This is a genomic window from Pseudomonas sp. JQ36, assembly GCF_053851495.1.
The window spans coordinates 3,178,065-3,197,308 of the sequence record NZ_CM132642.1 but is presented as its reverse complement, the minus strand read 5'-3'; the positions used below and the strand labels follow the sequence as shown (position 1 = coordinate 3,197,308).

20 protein-coding genes are annotated in these 19,244 nt (G+C 61.4%); 9 read left to right on the top strand and 11 right to left on the bottom strand.

The window, feature by feature from the left end; translation table 11 throughout:
• Positions 1-110: 110 nt before the first annotated feature.
• Entirely contained in the window at positions 111-902 is a 792-nt protein-coding gene (locus ACS4NR_RS14340; protein ID WP_456017729.1) for a dienelactone hydrolase family protein, read from the bottom strand.
• 141 nt (positions 903-1,043) lie between these two features.
• On the opposite strand from ACS4NR_RS14340, the gene ACS4NR_RS14335 reads away from it, so the two are divergent.
• The 3 genes from ACS4NR_RS14335 to ACS4NR_RS14325 all read left to right on the top strand — a co-directional run bounded on the left by ACS4NR_RS14335 (position 1,044) and on the right by ACS4NR_RS14325 (position 3,820).
• Complete coding sequence (locus ACS4NR_RS14335; RefSeq protein ID WP_095137148.1) at positions 1,044-1,649, top strand: hypothetical protein; 606 nt, start codon at positions 1,044-1,046, stop codon at positions 1,647-1,649.
• Between the two features lie 150 nt (positions 1,650-1,799).
• On the top strand, positions 1,800-2,477 hold the full coding sequence (locus tag ACS4NR_RS14330) for a response regulator transcription factor (protein ID WP_095137149.1): 678 nt from the start codon (positions 1,800-1,802) through the stop codon (positions 2,475-2,477).
• Entirely contained in the window at positions 2,474-3,820 is a 1,347-nt protein-coding gene (locus ACS4NR_RS14325) for an ATP-binding protein (RefSeq protein ID WP_095137150.1), read from the top strand. The genes ACS4NR_RS14330 and ACS4NR_RS14325 overlap by 4 nt, the downstream gene beginning before the upstream one ends.
• A gap of 111 nt (positions 3,821-3,931) precedes the next feature.
• Here ACS4NR_RS14325 and ACS4NR_RS14320 read toward each other — a convergent pair whose 3' ends face one another.
• Positions 3,932-4,930 (bottom strand): AraC family transcriptional regulator, encoded by a 999-nt coding sequence (locus ACS4NR_RS14320; RefSeq protein WP_166497749.1) that lies wholly within the window; start codon positions 4,928-4,930, stop codon positions 3,932-3,934.
• Positions 4,931-5,282: 352 nt separating this feature from the next.
• On the opposite strand from ACS4NR_RS14320, the gene ACS4NR_RS14315 reads away from it, so the two are divergent.
• Together ACS4NR_RS14315 and ACS4NR_RS14310 are read left to right on the top strand one after the other, a co-directional pair.
• The gene (locus ACS4NR_RS14315) at positions 5,283-6,617 is read left to right on the top strand and encodes a dicarboxylate/amino acid:cation symporter (RefSeq protein WP_095137152.1); all 1,335 of its coding nucleotides are present in this window, start codon (positions 5,283-5,285) and stop codon (positions 6,615-6,617) included.
• 256 nt (positions 6,618-6,873) lie between these two features.
• Positions 6,874-8,055 (top strand): CaiB/BaiF CoA transferase family protein, encoded by a 1,182-nt coding sequence (locus ACS4NR_RS14310; RefSeq protein ID WP_456017728.1) that lies wholly within the window; start codon positions 6,874-6,876, stop codon positions 8,053-8,055.
• A 111-nt stretch (positions 8,056-8,166) separates the two neighbouring features.
• Here the strand turns inward: ACS4NR_RS14310 and ACS4NR_RS14305 are convergent, their stop codons facing one another.
• Positions 8,167-8,661 (bottom strand): SprT family zinc-dependent metalloprotease, encoded by a 495-nt coding sequence (locus ACS4NR_RS14305; protein WP_041067555.1) that lies wholly within the window; start codon positions 8,659-8,661, stop codon positions 8,167-8,169.
• Between the two features lie 148 nt (positions 8,662-8,809).
• On the bottom strand, positions 8,810-9,412 hold the full coding sequence (locus tag ACS4NR_RS14300) for a Yip1 family protein (protein ID WP_016773629.1): 603 nt from the start codon (positions 9,410-9,412) through the stop codon (positions 8,810-8,812).
• 443 nt (positions 9,413-9,855) lie between these two features.
• Here ACS4NR_RS14300 and ttcA point away from each other — a divergent pair, with 443 nt between their 5' ends.
• Both ttcA and ACS4NR_RS14290 read left to right on the top strand, forming a co-directional pair.
• A complete protein-coding gene (ttcA, locus tag ACS4NR_RS14295) occupies positions 9,856-10,680 on the top strand; it encodes a tRNA 2-thiocytidine(32) synthetase TtcA (RefSeq protein ID WP_456017727.1) in 825 nt (274 codons plus the stop codon).
• A 132-nt stretch (positions 10,681-10,812) separates the two neighbouring features.
• Positions 10,813-11,487, top strand: a complete 675-nt coding sequence (locus ACS4NR_RS14290) for a DNA-3-methyladenine glycosylase I (RefSeq protein WP_115984165.1) — start codon at positions 10,813-10,815, stop codon at positions 11,485-11,487.
• Between the two features lie 115 nt (positions 11,488-11,602).
• Here the strand turns inward: ACS4NR_RS14290 and ACS4NR_RS14285 are convergent, their stop codons facing one another.
• Genes ACS4NR_RS14285 through arsC form a run of 3 tightly spaced genes read right to left on the bottom strand, consistent with a single transcriptional unit; the run spans position 11,603 to position 12,977 of the window.
• Complete coding sequence (locus ACS4NR_RS14285) at positions 11,603-12,028, bottom strand: DUF2069 domain-containing protein (protein ID WP_027612294.1); 426 nt, start codon at positions 12,026-12,028, stop codon at positions 11,603-11,605.
• A gap of 2 nt (positions 12,029-12,030) precedes the next feature.
• Positions 12,031-12,627, bottom strand: coding sequence for an NAD(P)H:quinone oxidoreductase (gene wrbA, locus ACS4NR_RS14280; protein WP_095137156.1), 597 nt, complete (start codon positions 12,625-12,627; stop codon positions 12,031-12,033).
• A complete protein-coding gene (gene arsC, locus ACS4NR_RS14275; RefSeq protein ID WP_253151918.1) occupies positions 12,624-12,977 on the bottom strand; it encodes an arsenate reductase (glutaredoxin) in 354 nt (117 codons plus the stop codon). The genes wrbA and arsC overlap by 4 nt, the downstream gene beginning before the upstream one ends.
• Positions 12,978-13,091: 114 nt before the next feature.
• On the opposite strand from arsC, the gene ACS4NR_RS14270 reads away from it, so the two are divergent.
• A complete protein-coding gene (locus ACS4NR_RS14270) occupies positions 13,092-13,559 on the top strand; it encodes a TlpA disulfide reductase family protein (RefSeq protein WP_027612297.1) in 468 nt (155 codons plus the stop codon).
• Positions 13,560-13,812: 253 nt separating this feature from the next.
• Here the strand turns inward: ACS4NR_RS14270 and ACS4NR_RS14265 are convergent, their stop codons facing one another.
• Together ACS4NR_RS14265 and ACS4NR_RS14260 are read right to left on the bottom strand one after the other, a co-directional pair.
• Positions 13,813-14,217, bottom strand: a complete 405-nt coding sequence (locus tag ACS4NR_RS14265) for an META domain-containing protein (RefSeq protein ID WP_047599708.1) — start codon at positions 14,215-14,217, stop codon at positions 13,813-13,815.
• Positions 14,217-14,651: a hypothetical protein gene (locus ACS4NR_RS14260; RefSeq protein ID WP_095137158.1), complete on the bottom strand. Its 435-nt coding sequence runs from the start codon at positions 14,649-14,651 to the stop codon at positions 14,217-14,219. Before ACS4NR_RS14260 ends, ACS4NR_RS14265 begins: the two co-directional genes overlap by 1 nt.
• Before the next feature lie 133 nt (positions 14,652-14,784).
• Here ACS4NR_RS14260 and ACS4NR_RS14255 point away from each other — a divergent pair, with 133 nt between their 5' ends.
• Complete coding sequence (locus ACS4NR_RS14255) at positions 14,785-15,225, top strand: hypothetical protein (protein ID WP_103368748.1); 441 nt, start codon at positions 14,785-14,787, stop codon at positions 15,223-15,225.
• Positions 15,226-15,237: 12 nt separating this feature from the next.
• Here the strand turns inward: ACS4NR_RS14255 and ACS4NR_RS14250 are convergent, their stop codons facing one another.
• The gene (locus tag ACS4NR_RS14250; protein ID WP_456017726.1) at positions 15,238-16,227 is read right to left on the bottom strand and encodes a 2-hydroxyacid dehydrogenase; all 990 of its coding nucleotides are present in this window, start codon (positions 16,225-16,227) and stop codon (positions 15,238-15,240) included.
• An 85-nt stretch (positions 16,228-16,312) separates the two neighbouring features.
• Entirely contained in the window at positions 16,313-19,066 is a 2,754-nt protein-coding gene (locus ACS4NR_RS14245) for a response regulator (RefSeq protein WP_095137393.1), read from the bottom strand.
• Between the last annotated feature and the right edge of the window lie 178 nt (positions 19,067-19,244).

Genomic DNA, 19,244 nt, shown 5'->3' with positions numbered 1-19,244 from the left:
ATCTGGCGGCGCTGACCCTGTAGGAGCTGCCGAAGGCTGCGATCTTTTGATCTTGATCTTAAAAAAGCAAAGATCGCAGCCTGCGGCAGCTCCTACAGGGTGGATGTGGATCAGCCAAAAATCTTCTGGAAGAACGCCTTCATGTCCGCCCAGGATTTTTCATCGGCCGCCTTGTTGTAACCGATATCCGGACCGCCGTGATCACCATGGCTCAAACGATCGGCATCCGGATTGGTGAAGCCGTGCCTGGCGCCATCGAGGCTGACGAATGTGTAGTCGGCGCCGGCCTTGTCCATTTCACTCTTGAACGCGGTGACGTTGTCAGCGGTGACCATGCTGTCCAGCGCGCCATGCTCGACCAGAATTTTCGCCTTCACGCTGCCGGGTGCGGCCGGGGTGGTGGTCGCCAGCGCACCATGGAAACTCACCACGCCCGCCAGCGGCTCGCCCTGACGCGCGGCGTTGAGCACCACGCCACCGCCGAAGCAGTAACCGATGGCGGCGATTTTATTGACGTCGGTCTGCGGCTGCTTTTTCAGCAGGTTCAACCCGGCCTCGAAACGTTTGCTGGAGGCCGCGGCGTCTTTGGTCGCAGCCTGCATGAACGCCATCGCATCTTTCGGGTGCTCGGTGTTCTTGCCTTCGCCATACATGTCGATCGCCAGCGCGCTGTAGCCCAGTTCGGCGAGGTCGCGGGCGCGACGTTTGGCGTAATCGTTAAGGCCCCACCATTCATGCACCACCACGACTCCCGGGCGTTTGCCCTTGATCGCGTCGTCGTAGGCGTAGTAGCCGATCAGCCTGGTGCCGTCGGCACTCTGGTAGGGAATCTCCTGAGTTTTGATCGCGGCGTTGGCCAGACTGCTGGCGGCGAGCAAGGCGAGGGCGAGGAACAGGCGCATGGTCGGTCTCCTTATCGAAAGTGGTCAGGACAGCCTAGTCGATTTGATTCAGCGCAGGTTCAGAGAGTGTTCAGGGGCGGTACAGGGGCCGGTCAGTAACCTTGCGCCATACCCAAACAGCAATGTGAAAGAGGAAACGCGATGAATCATCTAAACAAACTGCTGCTGGCTTTTACCTTGTTGGGCTCAAGCATTGCGGCACACGCCGATGACACCAGCAACTTTGCCGGCCTGACGTTCGGCCAGAGCAGTGACAAGGTCAAAAAGTCCCACGCGCTGAACGACAACCTTGGCCACCCGGACGCCAGCGGCGCAATCGACGGCAACAACACTTACGGCGTGCGCCTCGGCCAGCAAAACTCGCAAGGTCGTTACTACGCGACTTACGACAACGTGTCCGGTTCGCACAATGGCATTAAACTGCGCCAGGAAAACCTGCTGGGCAGCTACGATCTGTTCTATCCAGTGGGCGGCAGCACCAAACTGTTCGGCGGTGCAACGGCCGGTTTGACCAAGCTGACTCAGGACTCGCCAGGCTACAGCCGTGACAGCGACATCGGTTACGCCGTCGGTGGCCAGTTCGGTGTACTGCAACAGGTCGCGCAGAATGTTTCGGTGGAACTCGGTTACCGTTACCTGATGAGCAACGCCAGCACTGAAATGAAAGAGAGCGGTGGCAGCAAACAAGGCTCGCTGGACTTGACCAGCAGCGCCCAGACTTATCTGTCGGCGAACTACGCTTTCTAAAGCGTTGCCGCCAGATCCAGAGTGGGAGCGGGCTTGCTCGCGAAGGCGATGTGTCAGTCGACATCCGGGTTGACTGATCCACCGCTTTCGCGAGCAAGCCCGCTCCCACAGCTGCGTTGTTGGAGTTTTTGATTTACCCGGGAGAGCGTTATGAAACTGTTGGTCGTCGAAGATGAAGCGCTGTTGCGCCATCACCTGCAAACCCGCCTGACGGAGAGCGGTCACGTGGTCGAGTCCGTGGCCAATGCCGAAGAGGCGCTGTACCAGACCGGACAGTTCAACTTCGATCTGGCGGTGATCGACCTCGGCCTGCCTGGTATGGGCGGTCTGGACCTGATCCGGCAGTTGCGCTCGAGCGGCAAGACCTTTCCGATCCTGATCCTCACCGCGCGCGGCAACTGGCAGGACAAGGTCGAAGGCCTGGCCGCAGGGGCCGACGACTACGTGGTCAAGCCGTTCCAGTTCGAGGAACTCGATGCGCGCCTGAATGCCTTGCTGCGCCGCTCCAGTGGCTTCACCCAGTCGACCATCGTCGCCGGGCCGCTGTTGCTGGACCTCAATCGCAAGCAGGCGTCGCTGGATGAACAGCCGCTGGCGCTGACCGCCTACGAATACCGCATCCTCGAATACCTGATGCGCCACCACCAGCAAGTGGTGCCCAAGGATCGCCTGATGGAACAACTCTACCCGGATGACGACGAGCGTGATCCGAACGTCATCGAAGTGCTGGTCGGCCGCCTGCGCCGCAAGCTCGAAGGCCCGGGCGGGTTCAAACCGATCGACACCGTGCGTGGTCTCGGTTATCTGTTCAATGAGCGCTGCACTTGATCCGTTCCCTTCGCGTTCGTTTGATGCTTGCCGCCACCACGTTGGCGGTGTTGTTCATGCTCGCCTTGCTGCCGGCGATGCAGGGTGCGTTCAGCCTCGCGTTGCAGGATTCTATCGAGCAACGCCTGGCCTCGGACGTCACCACACTGATCTCCGCCGCACGGGTGGAGAATGGTCATTTGGTGATGCCCTCGCAGTTGCCGGATGAGCGCTTCAACCTCACCGACTTCCGCTTGCTCGGCTATATCTACGACCGCGACGGCAAGTTGGTCTGGCGATCGAAAGCCACTCAGGAAGAGCAGATCAATTACAAACCGCGTTATGACGGCCTCGGCAACGAGTTCGCGCGGATCCGTGAAGCCAGCGGCCAGGAGTTCTTCGTCTACGACGTCGAAGTCAAACTGCTCGGCGGTAAAAGTGCCGCGTTCAGTATCGTCGCCCTGCAACCGGTGCGCGAATACGAAAACACCCTCGAAGGCCTGCGCGAAAATCTTTATCTGGGCTTCGGCGCCGCATTGCTGGTGCTGCTGGCGCTGTTGTGGATCGGCCTGACTTGGGGCCTCAAGGCGCTGCGCCGGCTCAGTCAGGAGCTCGACGAAATCGAAAGCGGCACCCGCGAAAGTCTCACCGAACAGCACCCGCGCGAACTGCTGCGCCTGACCGGCTCGCTCAACCGTTTGCTGCACAGCGAACGCCAGCAGCGCAGCCGTTACCGGGATTCTCTCGATGATCTGGCGCACAGCCTGAAAACCCCGTTGGCGGTACTGCAAGGGGTCAGTGAGGACATGGCGCAACGCCCGGAAGATCGCGATCAGGCCTGGGTGCTGCAAACCCAGATCGAACGCATGAGTCAGCAGATCAGCTATCAACTGCAACGGGCCAGCCTGCGCAAAAGCGGTCTGGTGCGCCATCAGGTGCGGCTGCAACCGGTGCTCCAGAGCCTGTGCGACACGCTGGACAAGGTTTACCGCGACAAACACGTTCGAGTGGCCTTCGATCTGCCGGAACAATGCTATGTGCCGATCGAACAGGGCGCGCTGCTGGAGATGATGGGCAACCTGCTGGAAAACGCCTATCGCCTGTGCCTGGGCGAAGTGCGCATCAGCGTGCGCGAGACCCTCGCGGGTATCGAGCTGTGCATCGAAGACGACGGTCCGGGCGTGCCACCGAATCAGCGCGCGCGGATTCTCGAGCGTGGCGAACGTCTGGATCGTCAGCATCCGGGGCAGGGCATCGGCCTGGCGGTGGTCAAGGACATCATCGAGAGCTACAACGCCAAGCTGATGCTCGGGGACTCGCCGATGGGCGGGGCGGCGTTCAGGATTCAGTTTCCTGCGGTTTAGGTGATGGCTGTTCTGACGTCATCGCGAGCAGGCTCACTCCTACAAGGGGAATGCATTTCAAATGTAGGAGTGAGCCTGCTCGCGATGGCGCCAGTCAGTTCACCGCAGGTCTTACTGCTCCTGCGCCCGATACGCCCCCGGTGTCAGCCCGGTCCATTTCTTGAACGCCCGGTGAAACGCCGACGGTTCGGAAAACCCCAGTTGCTCGGCAATCTGCTGCAACGACAGATCCGCCCGTCCCAGGTGATAAATCGCGATGTCGCGGCGCAACTGATCCTTCAATTCCTGAAAACTGGTGCCTTCTTCGCGCAAATGCCGGCGCAGGGTTTGTGGGCTGATGTGCAGGTGCGCGGCCACCGCTTCCAGGTCCGGCCAGTGCGCGCTGTCGCGGCTGAGCAAGCGGCGCAGGCGGCTGCTGAGGCTGTCGCCGTCGTCCGGCCGTGACAGCAGGTCGGCGGGCGAGCGTTCGAGAAAGTGCTTGAGGGTGCGTTCGTCCTGCAACAGCGGCATCGACAGATAGCGGCTGTGAAACAGCAGGCTGCTCTGCTCGGCGCAAAACACCAGCGGGCAGGGGAACAGCAGGTCGTATTCGGCACCGTGCGCCGGTTTCGAGTAACTGAAGGTGGCCTGCTCCAGACGAATCCGCTGGCCGATCAACCAACTGCCGAGACGATGCCAGATCACCAGCAGGCTCTCGCTGAGGAAGTGATCCGGGTCCCATAACTGCGAGTCATCGAGGCTCAGGCGCACCCATTCGTCTTCGCGACTCAGGCTCAGGCGAGGTGCTTCGGGGAATAGGCTATAAAACAATAAACCGCGTTGCAGCGCCTTCTCCAGATTGCGGCAGTGGATCAGCGCGTGGCACATCATCGCGAAACTGCCGGGTTTGCTCGGCGCGTTGCCAAAGCCCAGGTATTCGTCATCCAGCGCCAGCCACAGGCTCTGGATCAGTTGGGTGAATTGCTCCGGGGCGATGCGCGCCCGTGGCTCATCGAGCAACTCGGGGCTGATCCCCAGTTGCTGCAGCAATGGCGCATAGTCGAACCCCGAACGGCGTGCGCCGCCGAGGGCGGCACGGGCGAAATGACTGGCGATGGTACGTTCGCGCATAAGCGGCAGATCCTTCCTCAGGCGCCGGATGGTAGCCGGGGCATGCGCCGGGCAACAAGGCGGATTTCCGCCAAATTGTAGGACGAGATCTGCCGAGTTGGCGGAAATCCGCCACACTGGCGTCACCGGGCAGTGACAAAAAATACTGCGCATCCCCTGATATCAAAAGGCTTGCAGCGAATTGCACCAAAGTGGCACGACGTTTGCGATAAGAGCGATAGAAGCGTGCGTTTATCCACCAGGAAAAGCGCCGTTCCAACAACAAATCCCTCCAGTGCAGGAGGGTTCGCAATTTAAGGTTTTGCGGACAACAGATGGATGTTGCCCCGCGGGACTCTTGAGGAAATTTGCAATGACGACTCGTCAGCCACTCTACAAATCCCTGTACTTCCAGGTGATCGTTGCCATCGCCATCGGCATCCTGCTCGGTCACTTCTACCCACAGACCGGTGTGGCCCTCAAGCCACTGGGTGACGGGTTCATCAAACTGATCAAAATGGTCATCGCCCCGATCATTTTCTGTACCGTTGTCAGCGGCATCGCCGGCATGCAGAACATGAAATCGGTGGGCAAGACTGGCGGCTACGCGCTGCTGTACTTCGAAATCGTTTCCACCATTGCCCTGCTGATCGGTCTGATCGTGGTCAACGTTGTGCAACCGGGCGCCGGCATGCACATCGACGTCACCACCCTGGACGCCTCGAAAATCGCCACGTATGTGACGGCCAGTAAAGACCAGAGCATTGTCGGTTTCCTTCTCAATGTAATCCCGAACACCATCGTCGGTGCGTTCGCCACCGGTGACATCCTGCAAGTGCTGATGTTCTCGGTGATCTTCGGCTACGCCCTGCATCGCCTGGGTTCGTACGGTCGTCCGCTGCTGGACATGATCGATCGCTTCGCCCACGTGATGTTCAACATCATCAACATGATCATGAAACTGGCGCCGCTGGGTGCTTTCGGCGCGATGGCCTTCACCATCGGTGCCTACGGCGTTGGCTCGCTGGTGCAACTGGGCCAGTTGATGATCTGCTTCTACATCACCTGCGTGCTGTTCGTGGTGGTGGTGCTGGGTGCGATCTGCCGTGCTCACGGTTTCAGCGTGTTTAAACTGGTGCGTTACATCCGTGAAGAGCTGTTGATCGTACTGGGCACGTCCTCGTCGGAATCGGCACTGCCACGCATGCTGATCAAGATGGAGCGTCTGGGCGCGAAGAAATCCGTGGTGGGTCTGGTAATCCCGACCGGTTACTCGTTCAACCTCGACGGTACTTCGATCTACCTGACCATGGCGGCCGTGTTCATCGCTCAGGCGACCGACACCCACATGGACATCACTCACCAGATCACTCTGCTGCTGGTATTGCTGCTGTCCTCCAAAGGCGCCGCCGGTGTGACCGGTTCGGGCTTCATCGTGCTGGCCGCCACCCTGTCGGCCGTAGGTCACCTGCCGGTGGCCGGTCTGGCACTGATCCTCGGTATCGATCGCTTCATGTCCGAAGCCCGCGCCCTGACCAACCTGGTCGGCAACGCCGTCGCGACCATCGTGGTTGCCAAGTGGGTGAAAGAGCTGGACACCGACGTGCTGCAAGCCGAGCTGGCTTCTGGCGGTCGCGGTATCTCCGATGAGCGTGAAGAAGATGACCTGGGTGTGGCTGAAGGCCCAACCCCGAGCAATGTGAAGTAACTGCAATTTGGTAATACCTTGTGGCGAGGGAGCTTGCTCCCGCTGGACTGCGCAGCAGGCCCTTCTTTGAAGAGGGGGTCGCTTCGCGACCCAGCGGGAGCAAGCTCCCTCGCCACAGGTGTTCTGAAAAACCTGCTTCGGCAGGTTTTTTATTGCCTGCGATTTGAGCTTTACGGTCACTGCCGCTGATGTATCCGGTGATTGCCGTGCGCGGCATCGCTGCCTAGGCTGAGTGCATCGCCCAAGGAGTTCGCCCATGTCCGCACCACTGGCCTCGCTGAAGATTCTCGATTTCTCTACCTTGTTGCCAGGGCCGTTCGCCTCGCTGCTGCTGGCGGACATGGGCGCCGAAGTGCTGCGCATCGAATCGCCGACGCGCCTGGATCTGCTGCGGGTGTTGCCGCCGCATGATCAGGGCATGTCCGCCAGCCACGCTTACCTCAACCGCAACAAGCGCAGCCTGGCGCTGGATCTCAAACAACCGGAAGCGCTGGAGGTGGTCAGGCAGTTGCTGGCCGACTACGACATCGTTCTGGAACAGTTTCGCCCCGGTGTGATGGAGCGTCTGGGCCTGGGGTACGAGGCGCTGAAGGCGATCAATCCGAAGCTGATTTACGTGTCGATCACCGGCTACGGCCAGACCGGCCCATACAAGGATCGCGCCGGGCATGACATCAACTATCTGGCACTGGCCGGGCTCTCCAGCTACACCGGCCGCGCCGACAGCGGGCCGTTGCCGCTGGGCATGCAGGTGGCGGATGTTGCGGGCGGATCGTTGCACGGGGTGATCGGCCTGCTGGCGGCGGTCATCGCCCGGCAGCAGACCGGGCAGGGCACGCACCTGGACGTGAGCATGACCGATTGCGCCTTCAGCCTGAACGCCATGGCCGGTGCCGGGTATCTGGCCTGTGGCGAGGAACCGCATTGGGAAGAGCAGATGCTCAATGGCGGCAGCTTCTACGACTACTACCGTTCGCGCGACGGGCGTTGGTTGTCGGTGGGCAGTCTGGAGCCGGGGTTCATGCAGCAACTGTGTCAAGCGTTGGGCCGGCCGGAGTTGGCGGCGCAGGGCTTGTCACCCAGGCCTGAACAGCAGCGCGCCTTGAAGGAAGCGCTGAAAGTCGAGTTCGAGAAGCATGATTTCACCGAGCTGTGCGAGCTGTTCGCCAGGGTCGATGCCTGTGTCGAACCGGTCTTGAACCTGAGCGAGGCGGTGCAGCATCCGCAGTTGCAGGCGCGCGGGCTGGTGACCCAGGTGCCGCGCGGCGACGGTTCCAGTCAGGCGCAGATTGCCTGTCCGCTGAAGTTTTCCGAGGCGCTGCCGGCGCCGCGGCATGTCGGGGCGGGGTTGGGGCAGCATACGGAGCAGGTGTTGGGGGAGTTGGGGTTTAGCCCTGAGCGGATTGCCGAGTTGCGGCGTGCCAAGGTGATTCTCTAGCGTCTGTACCGGCCTCTTCGCGAGCAGGCTCACTCCTACAATTGAAATGCGTTTCACCTGTAGGAGTGAGCCTGCTCGCGATGGGGCCAGTCGAGGCAACACAAAAACTGGCTATTCCACCCGCATCTCACCACTGAACACCAAAGTATTGCGGCAGCGCCGGCACAAGTACCGTCGCCCTTGGCGCACCAGGCTATGACGCTGCGCCGAAAACGGAAAATCACTGTCGGCGCACGGGCATTTGTAGATATAGCGGGTCACGCTGCGGCGTTTGACGGCATAGGTGTGGCAACGATCCGGCGGCAGTTCGTAAACCCCGCGCATGATCAGTTGCCACTCCTCGCCATGCGGCTGGATGCGGTCGCCGAACAGTTGATGGGCGATCAGGTGCGCGACTTCGTGGGCCACGGTCTGCTTGAGGAAGTGTTCGGTGTTTTCCCGGTACAGCTGCGGGTTGAAGCGCAGCAGGTTCTCGTGCAGATGCGCGACACCGGCTTTTTGCCCGCGCAGCTTGAGGCTGACGACGGGGCGTTGGAAATGACGTTTGAAAAAGGCTTCAGCGAGTTGGTAACAGTCTTCGACGCGGGTATTGAGTTGCTCGGGCATGCTTGATGGATCTCCAGAGGCGTCGAGTATGCCGCAACCTCTGGGACTTGCGAATCGCTGACCTGCCGAATGGTCATCCGCCAAACGAGAAGGCCGCCTTGCGGCGGCCTGTATTGGCAGATCTTGTTTTTCTCGGGGGTGAAACATGTCAGTTGGTATACACCGGCCCCACGCCGAGGCCCCAGACAATCACGGTGAACGCCATGATGGCCACCAGCACCACCAGACCCACCGCCAGCACCGAGCTGGAAAACAGGAAGCCTTCGTCCGACGGAATGTTCATGAACGTCGGCAGCCCGACATACAGCAGGTACACCGTGTAACAGATGGCCGCCGTGCCGACGATCATCCCCAGCCACATGTGCGGATACAGCGCCGCCAGCCCGCCGACGAACAACGGCGTCGCGGTGTAGGTGGCGAATGCCACGCAACGGGCCAGACTCGGGTTGGCGTCATAGGTACGGGCCATCCAGTGCACGAACGCGCCCATCACCGCGACCCCGCCGAGCATCGCCAGGTACGACATGATGGTCATCCACAGTGCGCTTTCAAAGGTCAGCATCACCGGTGCGCGGTTGCCGATCACCCAGCCGACTTGCGTGGTGCCGATAAACGCCGAAACCGCCGGAATCGCCGCGAGAATCAGCGTGTGCGTCAGGTACATGTGGCTGATGCTTTCCTCTTGGTCGCCACGGATTTCCTTCCATTCCTGATCGGGGTGGGTAAAAAGTCCCACTACGTGATGGATCATGCCAGTCACTCCTCTTGTTATTGCCATCGCCCCCCAGCGGAGCGCCTACGGGCCAAGGTGGCCGAGCAAATTCAGGTCTTCAGATGTGTGCGACCTTATGTCGCAGTATAGAAAGGACTTGACCGCACAGGGACTAGGGGCTTAGAGCAAATTGCGCTGTAAACACAGGGCGTAATCGCGGCAGGGTCTTGCGCATTTTAGGCCGGATCATCTCTGTGGCGAGGGAGCTTGCTCCCGCTCGGCTGCGCAGCAGTCGCCAATCCTTGCGGTTCGGTGCGTCAGGAAAATAGCGGCTGCAGGTTTGGGGGCGCTTCGCACCCCAGCGGGAGCAAGCTCCCTCGCCACAGGGGATCGGTTGAAAGGGACAGACCCACGGCCCTTCGCGCTCCCCGGGTTTTTGCGTAAAATGCCCGCCTTTCGTCACACCTCACGGATTTCGCGTCATGGGCACTCTTACGGTCAACCAGAACAAACTGCAAAAGCGCCTGCGCCGCCTGGCCGGCGAAGCGGTCGCCGATTTCAACATGATCGAAGACGGCGACAAGGTCATGGTCTGCCTGTCCGGGGGCAAGGACAGCTACACCATGCTCGACGTGTTGCTGCACCTGCAGAAGGTTGCACCGATCAAGTTCGAGATCGTCGCGGTGAACATGGATCAGAAGCAGCCGGGCTTCCCCGAGCACGTGCTGCCGGCCTACCTGAAAGAACTGGGCGTCGAGTACCACATCGTCGAGAAGGACACCTACTCGGTGGTCAAGGAGCTGGTGCCGGAAGGCAAGACCACTTGCTCGCTGTGCTCACGCCTGCGTCGCGGCACGCTGTACACCTTTGCCGACGAAATCGGCGCGACCAAAATGGCCCTCGGTCACCACCGTGACGACATCGTCGAGACGTTCTTCCTCAACATGTTCTTCAACGGCACCCTCAAGGCGATGCCGCCGAAGTTGCGCGCCGACGACGGGCGCAACGTGGTGATCCGTCCGCTGGCCTACTGCAACGAGAAAGACATCCAGGCCTACTCGGACTTCAAGGAGTTCCCGATCATCCCTTGCAACCTCTGCGGTTCGCAGGAAAACCTGCAGCGTCAGGTGGTCAAGGAAATGCTTCAGGACTGGGAGCGCAAGACTCCGGGCCGAACTGAAAGCATCTTCCGCAGTCTGCAGAACGTGGTGCCGTCGCAACTGGCCGACCGCCACCTGTTCGACTTCACCAGCCTGAAGATCGACGAGACCGCGGCTTCGCGCTTCGTCAACGTCGTCAATCTGTAAACACTGTCCCTGTGGGAGCGGGCTTGCTCGCGAAGGCGGTGTATCAGTCGATACAGGAGTCGACTGACACTCAGTCTTCGCGAGCAAGCCCGCTCCCACATTGGTTTTTCGTTTCATTCAATAGGAGAGGGCATGCGCGATTACAAGTGGCTGCACGAATACTGTCTGAACCGCTTCGGTTCGGCGGCTGAACTGGAAGCCCATCTGCCCGTTCCCAAGACCCCGGCGCAATTGCGCAAGATCAGCGACGATCGTTACCTCTCGACCATGGCCCTGCGCGTGTTCCGCGCCGGCCTCAAGCACAGCCTGGTGGACGCCAAGTGGCCGGCCTTCGAAGAAGTGTTCTTCAAGTTCGACCCGGAAAAAGTCGTGCTGATGAGCGCCGAACACCTCGAACGCCTGATGCAGGACGCGCGGATCATCCGCCACCTGGGCAAGCTCAAGAGCGTGCCGCGCAATGCGCAGTTCATCCTCGATGTGGAAAAGGACAAGGGCAGTTTCGGCGCGCTGATCGCCGACTGGCCAGTGACCGATATCGTCGGTCTGTGGACCTACCTGAAAAAACACGGGAGTCAGTTGGGCGGACTGTCGGCGCCGCGCTTCCTGCGCATGGTCGGCAAGGACACATTTGTGCCGAGCTATGACGTGGTCGCCGCGCTGAATGCGCAGAAGATCGTCGACAAGGTGCCGACCAGTCTGCGCGATCTGGCGATTGTGCAGAATGCGTTCAATCAGTGGCATGAGCAAAGTGGCGGGCGGCCGATGAGCCAGATTTCGATGATGCTCGCGTACACCGTCAATCATTAAGACCGCAGCGCTCCATTCGCGAGCAAGCCCGCTCCCACAGGATTCTTGTTGAAACACAAAATTCTGTGATCGACACAAAAACTGTGGGAGCGGGCTTGCTCGCGAAGGCGTCAGCTCAGGCGACGGAAATCTCGCCTTCGCCCGCGAGTTTGCGATTCAACTGATACCGCCACCGTACATACAGCAGCGCCGAGCAGAACAGCGCCAGGCTCGCGGCCATCTCCAGCACGCCGAACAGTTGCCGGTTCGGGTCATACGCTGCCAGCGCGCCCTTGATGAAATACAGATTCACCACAAAACACATCCACGAGTGCGCACGCGCGTTGCCCATCAGCATGCCCGGCGCGAGGATCAGCCACGGGATCAGCTCGACCAGCAGGATCACCCACGGTCGGGCGCCGTGCAGGTCGGCGAACACCAGGTAGTAAGCGGCGAGCAGCCCGGCGAGGCCGAAGAAGCACAACAGGCTGACGACCCGCATCGCCTTGACGCGGGGTTCAAGCCACTCGACGGAGGGCAGGACTTTCGGCTTCTTCGCCACCCTCAGCCCTCCAGTTTTTGCGCGGTCTTGGCCAGGCGTGCGCCGAGTGCGCGACACAGCGCCATCTCGTGCTGATCGAGACCTTTCTTGCCATCGGCCCCGGCATGATGACTGGCGCCATACGGCGTACCGCCGCCCTGGGTTTCCAGCAGTGCCGACTCGCTGTACGGCAGGCCAGTGATCAGCATGCCGTGGTGCAACAGCGGCAGCATCATCGACAGCAGGGTGGTTTCCTGACCGCCGTGCAGGCTGGCGGTGGAGGTGAACACGCCAGCCGGTTTGCCGACCAGCGCGCCGGTCAGCCACAGGTTGCTGGTGCCGTCGAGGAAGTACTTCAGCGGCGCGGCCATGTTGCCGAAACGCGTCGGGCTGCCAAGGGCGAGGCCGGCGCAGTTCTTCAGGTCATCGAGGGTAGCGTAGAGCGCGCCTTCTTCCGGGATGTCCGGAGCCACTGCTTCACACTCGGTGGAGATTGCCGGCACGGTACGCAGGCGCGCTTCGAGGCCGGCCTGTTCGACGCCGCGGGCAATCTGCCGGGCCATCTCGTTGGTCGAACCATTGCGGCTGTAATACAGAACCAGAATGTACGGCGCGCTCACGGCAGCAACTCCAGAATCTGCTCCGGTGGGCGACCGATAACGGCTTTGTCGCCGACTTCAAGAATTGGCCGTTCCATCAGTTTTGGATGCTGGGCGATGGCGTCGATCAATTGCGCGTCGCTGAGGCTTTCGTCAGCCAGCTGAAGCATTTTGTATTCATCTTCTCCGGTGCGCAGCAGTTGCCGTGGAGTGATGCCCAGCTTGCCGAGCAGTGCCTTGATTTGCACCGCATTCAGCGGCGTTTCGAGGTAACGCACCACGTTCGGGGTCAGGCCGCGGGCCTCGAGAAGTTCCAGCGCGCCGCGGGATTTCGAGCAGCGCGGATTGTGATAAAGCGTCAGATCGGTCATGGCGGGTCGCTTCTGGCGTAAAGTGGCGGCTATTCTAACTGTGCAGCGCGCAATCCAGAACCTTCAGAGGCGATGGGTCGCAGGCGCCTTCAATTTTTGACCAGGGAACATGACATGACACGGCGATTGGCAGCGGCATTGACGATAATCGGGGCGTTGATGCTGGGGGGCTGCGGCAATGACTACGGCATTGACCAGAATGGTCAGAAGGTCGCGTCCGAACGTCTGGACAAGCAATGGGTAGTCATCAATTACTGGGCCGAATGGTGCGGCCCGTGCCGCACGGAAATTCCGGAGCTCAATCATTTGGCTGACGAACTCAAGAGCAAGAACGTTGGTGTGTTCGGAGTCAACTTCGACAACGTCCAGGGTGAAGACCTGAAGAGCGCCAGCGAGAAGCTGGGCATCAAATTCACCGTGCTGGCGCAGGATCCGGCGGACCTGTTCGACCTGCCGCGCAGTGAGGCCTTGCCGGTGACTTACATCATCGACAACAAGGGCAAGGTGCGTGAGCAGTTGATGGGCGAGCAGACGGCGGCGGGGGTGATGGCCAAGCTTGAGGCGTTGCAGGCGACAAAGTGAGTTGAATGGGCTTTTGTGGCGAGGGAGCTTGCTCCCGCTGGGGCGCGAAGCGGCCCCAAACCCTGCTGACTCGTGTCTGCGGCAATGCGCGGTTAACGGTTGTGCGACTGCTGCGCAGCCGAGCGGGAGCAAGCTCCCTCGCCACAGTAACTGGCGTTCAGAAAAAAGCTCGCAGGCTGCGGCAGCTCCTACAAGGTCATGTGTACACCTGTAGGAGCTGCCGCAGGCTGCGCTCTTTTTTGCGGCTGAACGATCAGCCCTCTTCCAGCCACCAGCGCAACGGCTTGCCTTGCGCCGGCCAGAAGCGCATCTGCTCGATCGGCGAGATGTCCCAGCGTTCCACGCCTTGCAGCGCCTGCAGGAAGCGTTGTTCCTGCTCCATCAGCGCCGGCGCGCAGAGTTTGCGGGTCTTGCCGATCGGGCCGAAGCTCAGCTTGTCACCGTCGAGGGTGTACGGCGCGAACCAGTGGTTGCAGCCGCCATTGCCGTACGCGCGGCCATCGTCACCGAGGGTCACGGTCAGATGGCTGTAATCCATCAATGGCCGCTCGCCGATCCACTCCAAAATGTAGCTGCGGTTCTGCTGCAGTTGCACAGGCTCTGCGGCGCAGCCCACAAGAGCGGCACCGACCAGCAGCGGCAGGGCAAGGCGTTTCATCACGCAGGCTCCTGGCATTTCGGGCACAGGTGCTTGTCGCCGACGGCTTTCCAGCCCAGCTCGGCGATGCGCGCCGTGGCGGCTGGCTGCTCGGCAGTCTTGCCCAGCTTGGCATCCACGGCGAACTCGAAGTTCAGCTCTTTGGCGCAGCTGTCGCAGTTGACCTGCCAGGTGTGGATCGCCAGTTCGCCGAATACCGGGCCGGTGGTCATCGCGGTCCATTGGCCCGGCGGATTGATCAGGTGGCGCACGGTGTCGACGGTCAGGCGCATGGACAAGTCCTTGCTGCCTTTGAGGGTGACCAACAGGACGTCACCGTTGCGAATCGAGCCACCGTTGCCGGTGACCTGATAGCGTCCCGGTACGAGGGCGCGGCATTCGGTGAGGGTGTGTTGCGGGTTCATCAGGGTGTAGCGGAAATCGTGTTCGACCATGGGTCCTCCAAATCTGCGCGACATGCTAGCACGGGCTGGATTGCAGGATGGCGTACGCGTGCGACCTTCGATCCGGTTCAAATCCTCCGGCGCTCATGGCAAACTGCCGCCCTTCACTCTGAGGGAACGGAACATGGCGCTGATCGAATGTTATGAATGCAAGCGGAGCATCAGCTCGGAAGCCAAGGCGTGCATTCATTGTGGTGCTCCGATGGCGCAGCAGCACGAGCACACACCGGCGCAAGCCGCCGCCGCGACGATTTCATTTGGCAGCCTGCCGCGCAACAAATCCGTGCCTGAAGCCTTCGTCCCGGCGCCAGCCCCGGAGCCTGCGCCAAAAGTCACACCGGCCGCGCTCGGCCGCCGTCGTCGGCAACCGGAACCCGCACCTCAACTTCAGCCCAACGCCGACGGTTCGCGGCCGGTGGAAGGCTGGTTGAAGATCATGGTGTTCCTGCTGCCGATGGTCTTCGTCTGGTTTCTGCTGCGTAACGGTCATTCGATGAAGCAGCGCTTTTTCGGTTTTGGCTGGCTGGCGTTGCTGATCCTGGCCTCGTCGCTGTCGCCGAAGTAAACCGGCAAGCCTTCAACCTTCGACCTGGTTCTGCGGCGCGCCTGCGGCCCAGGTCGCGATATTGTGCAGGGTGGTCGCGGCAATCGCGCCCAGCGCCTCATGGGTCAGAAACGCCTGATGCGCGGTGATGATCACGTTCGGGAAGGTCAGTAGCCGCGCCAATACGTCGTCCTGCAACGGCAAGTCGCTGCGATCCTCGAAAAACAGCTGCGCCTCTTCTTCATACACATCCAGTCCCAGATAGCCCAATTGACCGTCCTTCAGGGCGTCGATCAGCGCCGGTGTATCGACCAGGCCGCCGCGTCCGGTGTTGATCAGCATCGCCCCCGGCTGCAGGTGCGCCAGTGATTCGCGGTTGATCAAGTGTTTGCTCTGGGCGTTGAGCGGGCAGTGCAGGCTGATGATCCGCGACTGCGCGAGCAGCTCCGGCAGACTCAGGTAACGTGCGCCCAACGCCACGACCTCAGGGTTTGGGTACGGGTCGTAGGCCAGCAATTCACAACCGAAACCGTGCATGATTTTCGCGAACGTCGCGCCGATCTGCCCGGTGCCAACAATTCCGACCGTCTTGCCCACCAGATCGAAACCCGTCAGGCCGTGCAGGGTGAAATCACCTTCGCGGGTGCGGTTGTAGGCGCGGTGCAGGCGTCGGTTGAGTGCCAGAATCAGCGCCACGGCGTGTTCGGCCACCGCATGCGGCGAGTAGGCCGGTACCCGCACCACGGCCAGCCCGAGGCGTTTTGCCGCGGGCAGATCGACATGGTTGTAGCCTGCCGAGCGCAGGGCGATCAGTCGCGTACCGCCGGTGGCAAGGCGTTCCAGCACCGGCGCGCTGAGGTCGTCATTGATGAAGGCGCAGACCACCTCATGCTGTTCTGCCAGGGCGGCGGTGTCGAGACTGAGCCGGGCCGGCTGAAAATGCAGTTCCAGCCCGGCCGGGCAGGCGGCAGCGAGGAAACTGTCGCGGTCGTAGGTCTGGCTGCTGAAAACGAGCGTGCGCATGTATTGCTCCTTGGCGCGGGGTGGCGAGTCAGGGTTGACCCGACCTCACTTTAGCGTGGGCCAGCGAACGCGGCATTGCTGTGGATCAGGCACTGATTCGGGCTTGGGTTGCGAGGCGATTGATCGCCCGATCCAGCTCCTCCAACGCCACCACTGCTTTCGGATCGCCCTGTTTGAGCAGGGTTTCACTGCGCTGGCAGGCCGCGCGTAACTGCGGCACGCCACAATATCGGGTCGCACCGTGCAAACGATGCACGCGCTCGATCAGCGCGTTCTGATCGCGAGCTTCACTGGCGGCACGAATGGCTTCGCGGTCGGCCTCCAGCGAGGCGAGCAGCATCGCCAACATGTCCGCCGCCAGATCGGCCTTGCCGGCGGCCAGGCGCAGGCCTTCTTCGTGGTCGAGCACCGGCAACTCATTGGCGCCCGCCGCGCTGTCGCTGGCACGCTCCGTTCCTTGATTGCGCAAGGCCAGACCGGTCCACTTCAGCACCACTTGCGCCAGCTGCCGCTCGCTGATCGGTTTGGTCAGGTAGTCGTCCATGCCGCTTTGCAGCAGGGCGCGTTTTTCGTTGGCCATGGCGTGGGCGGTGAGGGCGACGATCGGCAGCGGTGTGCAATGCCGTTCGCTCTCCCACTGGCGGATGGTTTCGGTGGTCTGGCGTCCGTCCATCCCCGGCATCTGCACGTCCATCAGCACCAGATCGAAGGATTCGCTCTGCACCGCTTTGACTGCTGCGTAGCCGCTCTCGACTGCCAGCACCTTGGCGCCCATGTCTTCGAGCAGGGTCTGCACCAGCAACAGGTTGGCCGGGTTGTCGTCGACACATAGCACTTTCGGTGCACGGCTCGACAGCGGTTCGCCCGGCTCGTTGCGCGGCTGGCGTGGATTGGCCAGATCAGCCAGCGCCCGACGCAGTTTGCGCGTGCAGGCTGGTTTGGCTTGCAGCTGGCTGTGCGGGTTGGGCACCGAGAGATGGAACAGCGTCTGTTCGGTGGTCGGGCACAGCACCAGCACTTTGCAACCGAGGTGTTCCAGATCCCAGATATGCTGGTTCAGGCGCTCCGGGAGCATGTCGTTGCTGGTGATGCCGAGCACCGCAAGGTCGATCGCCTGATCGGTCTGGTGCGCGCCAGTGACGCCGTTGGTCAGGCTCTCCAGCGTATTGAACGGCGTGACGTCGAGGCCGCAGTCTTCCAGTTGATGCTGCAGCGCCTGACGCGCCAGTTCGTGATTTTCCAGCACCGCCACGCGACGCCCGAGCAGCGGCGGGCCCGGCAGGTCTTCGCTGTCGTCGCGGGTTTTCGGCAGGCTCAGGCTGATCCAGAATTCCGAGCCTTCGCCCGGGGTGCTGTCGACGCCGATTTCGCCACCCATCTGTTCGATCAGACGCTTGGAGATCACCAGGCCCAGACCAGTACCGCCGGGTTGGCGCGACAGCGAGTTGTCGGCCTGACTGAATGCCTGGAACAACGCGCGCACGTCCTGACTCGACAGGCCGATGCCGGTGTCCTGAATGCTGATGCGCAGTTGCACACTGTCTTCGTGTTCTTCTTCAAGCATGGCGCGGGCGACGATGGTGCCTTCGCGGGTGAACTTGATCGCGTTGCTGACCAGGTTGGTGAGGATCTGCTTCAGGCGCAGCGGGTCACCGACCAGAGACAGCGGCGTGTCGCGATAGACCAGACTCACCAGCTCCAATTGTTTGGCGTGGGCTGCCGGCGCCAGGATGGTCAGGGTGTCCTGCAACAGGTCGCGCAGGTTGAACGGGATGTGGTCGAGCACCAGTTTGCCGGCCTCGATCTTCGAGAAGTCGAGGATCTCGTTGATGATCCCCAGCAGGCTGTCGGCGGACTTTTCGATGGTGCCCAGATAGTCGAGCTGGCGCGGCGTCAGTTCGCTTTTCTGCAACAGATGCGTGAAACCGAGAATGCCGTTGAGCGGCGTGCGGATCTCGTGGCTCATGTTGGCGAGGAACTCGGATTTGATCCGGCTCGCCTCCAGCGCCTCTTTGCGTGCCAGATCCAGTTCGATGTTCTGGATCTCGATGGTTTCCAGATTCTGCCGCACGTCTTCGGTGGCCTGATCGACGCTGTGCTGCAGTTCTTCGCGGGCGTTCTGCAGGGTCCCGGCCATGCGGTTGATGCCCGAGGCGAGTTCGTCCAGTTCCTGGCTGCCGAGCGGTGGCAGGCGGGTTTCCAGATGACCGTCCTTGAGCTGGGCAACCGCCTGTTTGATCTGGCTCAGCGGGCGGTTGATGGTGCGGCCCATGCGCAACGCGAGCAGGGCCGCTCCCGCCAGCCCGGCGGCAATCAACAGCAGGCTGGCAAACAGGCTGCGATAACCGCGCAGCAGCATGCCGTTGTGCGACAGCTCCAGTTCAACCCAGCCAAGCAGACGGTCGGATTCTGCGGGGATCAGCTCACCGGCGAGATTGCGGTGCTTGCCGAACACCGGCATCAGGTAACGCGTGGCGTCATTGCCGCTGCGCCGTAGCAGTTGCGCACTGTCGCCACTGGGTGCCTGATTGAGCATGGTCGGGCCGGCGTGCGCCAGCGGGGTGCGGTCGGGGGCGAGGAAAGTAACGGCGCGCACGTCGGGTTGTTCGAGGGACTGGGTGGCGATGCGTTCCAGCAGATCGGTATTGCCATGGCCCATGGCGGGTGCCACCAGCGGCGCCAGTTGCTCGGCGATCATTTCACCGCGCTGCATCAACTGGGTCTGCAAATCGGACTGTTGCATCCAGGTGAAATAGCCCCCGAGCACCAACGCCATCAGGCTGGTGGGCAACAGGGTCAGCAACAACACGCGACCTTTGATTCCCAGTTTCTTGAGCACACCCATCTCCTGCATCCCGCTGAACTGTTGACTCGCACGTGCGTCCGGCACGCGACATTGGCGCAGTGTAGCGATTTGCAGGCAGGCAATCTTCGGAAAAATCATGTCGCCATCGGTCGGCGCGGCCTGGTGCGTGTGTCCGGCCGGTCAAGCTTGGGTTGCCCGATGGCGGGCAATC

Coding starts and splice junctions, on each gene's coding strand:
- arsC (WP_253151918.1), bottom strand. CDS start 12,977: ATGACCGATCTGACGCTTTATCACAATCCGCGCTGCTCGAAATCCCGC.
- ACS4NR_RS14270 (WP_027612297.1), top strand. CDS start 13,092: ATGACACGGCGATTGGCAGCGGCATTGACGATAATCGGGGCGTTGATG.
- ACS4NR_RS14300 (WP_016773629.1), bottom strand. CDS start 9,412: ATGATCCATCACGTAGTGGGACTTTTTACCCACCCCGATCAGGAATGG.
- ACS4NR_RS14255 (WP_103368748.1), top strand. CDS start 14,785: ATGGCGCTGATCGAATGTTATGAATGCAAGCGGAGCATCAGCTCGGAA.
- ACS4NR_RS14250 (WP_456017726.1), bottom strand. CDS start 16,227: ATGCGCACGCTCGTTTTCAGCAGCCAGACCTACGACCGCGACAGTTTC.
- ACS4NR_RS14330 (WP_095137149.1), top strand. CDS start 1,800: ATGAAACTGTTGGTCGTCGAAGATGAAGCGCTGTTGCGCCATCACCTG.
- ACS4NR_RS14260 (WP_095137158.1), bottom strand. CDS start 14,651: ATGGTCGAACACGATTTCCGCTACACCCTGATGAACCCGCAACACACC.
- ACS4NR_RS14265 (WP_047599708.1), bottom strand. CDS start 14,217: ATGAAACGCCTTGCCCTGCCGCTGCTGGTCGGTGCCGCTCTTGTGGGC.
- ACS4NR_RS14320 (WP_166497749.1), bottom strand. CDS start 4,930: ATGCGCGAACGTACCATCGCCAGTCATTTCGCCCGTGCCGCCCTCGGC.
- ACS4NR_RS14290 (WP_115984165.1), top strand. CDS start 10,813: ATGCGCGATTACAAGTGGCTGCACGAATACTGTCTGAACCGCTTCGGT.
- ACS4NR_RS14310 (WP_456017728.1), top strand. CDS start 6,874: ATGTCCGCACCACTGGCCTCGCTGAAGATTCTCGATTTCTCTACCTTG.
- ACS4NR_RS14315 (WP_095137152.1), top strand. CDS start 5,283: ATGACGACTCGTCAGCCACTCTACAAATCCCTGTACTTCCAGGTGATC.
- ACS4NR_RS14305 (WP_041067555.1), bottom strand. CDS start 8,661: ATGCCCGAGCAACTCAATACCCGCGTCGAAGACTGTTACCAACTCGCT.
- ACS4NR_RS14335 (WP_095137148.1), top strand. CDS start 1,044: ATGAATCATCTAAACAAACTGCTGCTGGCTTTTACCTTGTTGGGCTCA.
- ACS4NR_RS14340 (WP_456017729.1), bottom strand. CDS start 902: ATGCGCCTGTTCCTCGCCCTCGCCTTGCTCGCCGCCAGCAGTCTGGCC.
- ttcA (WP_456017727.1), top strand. CDS start 9,856: ATGGGCACTCTTACGGTCAACCAGAACAAACTGCAAAAGCGCCTGCGC.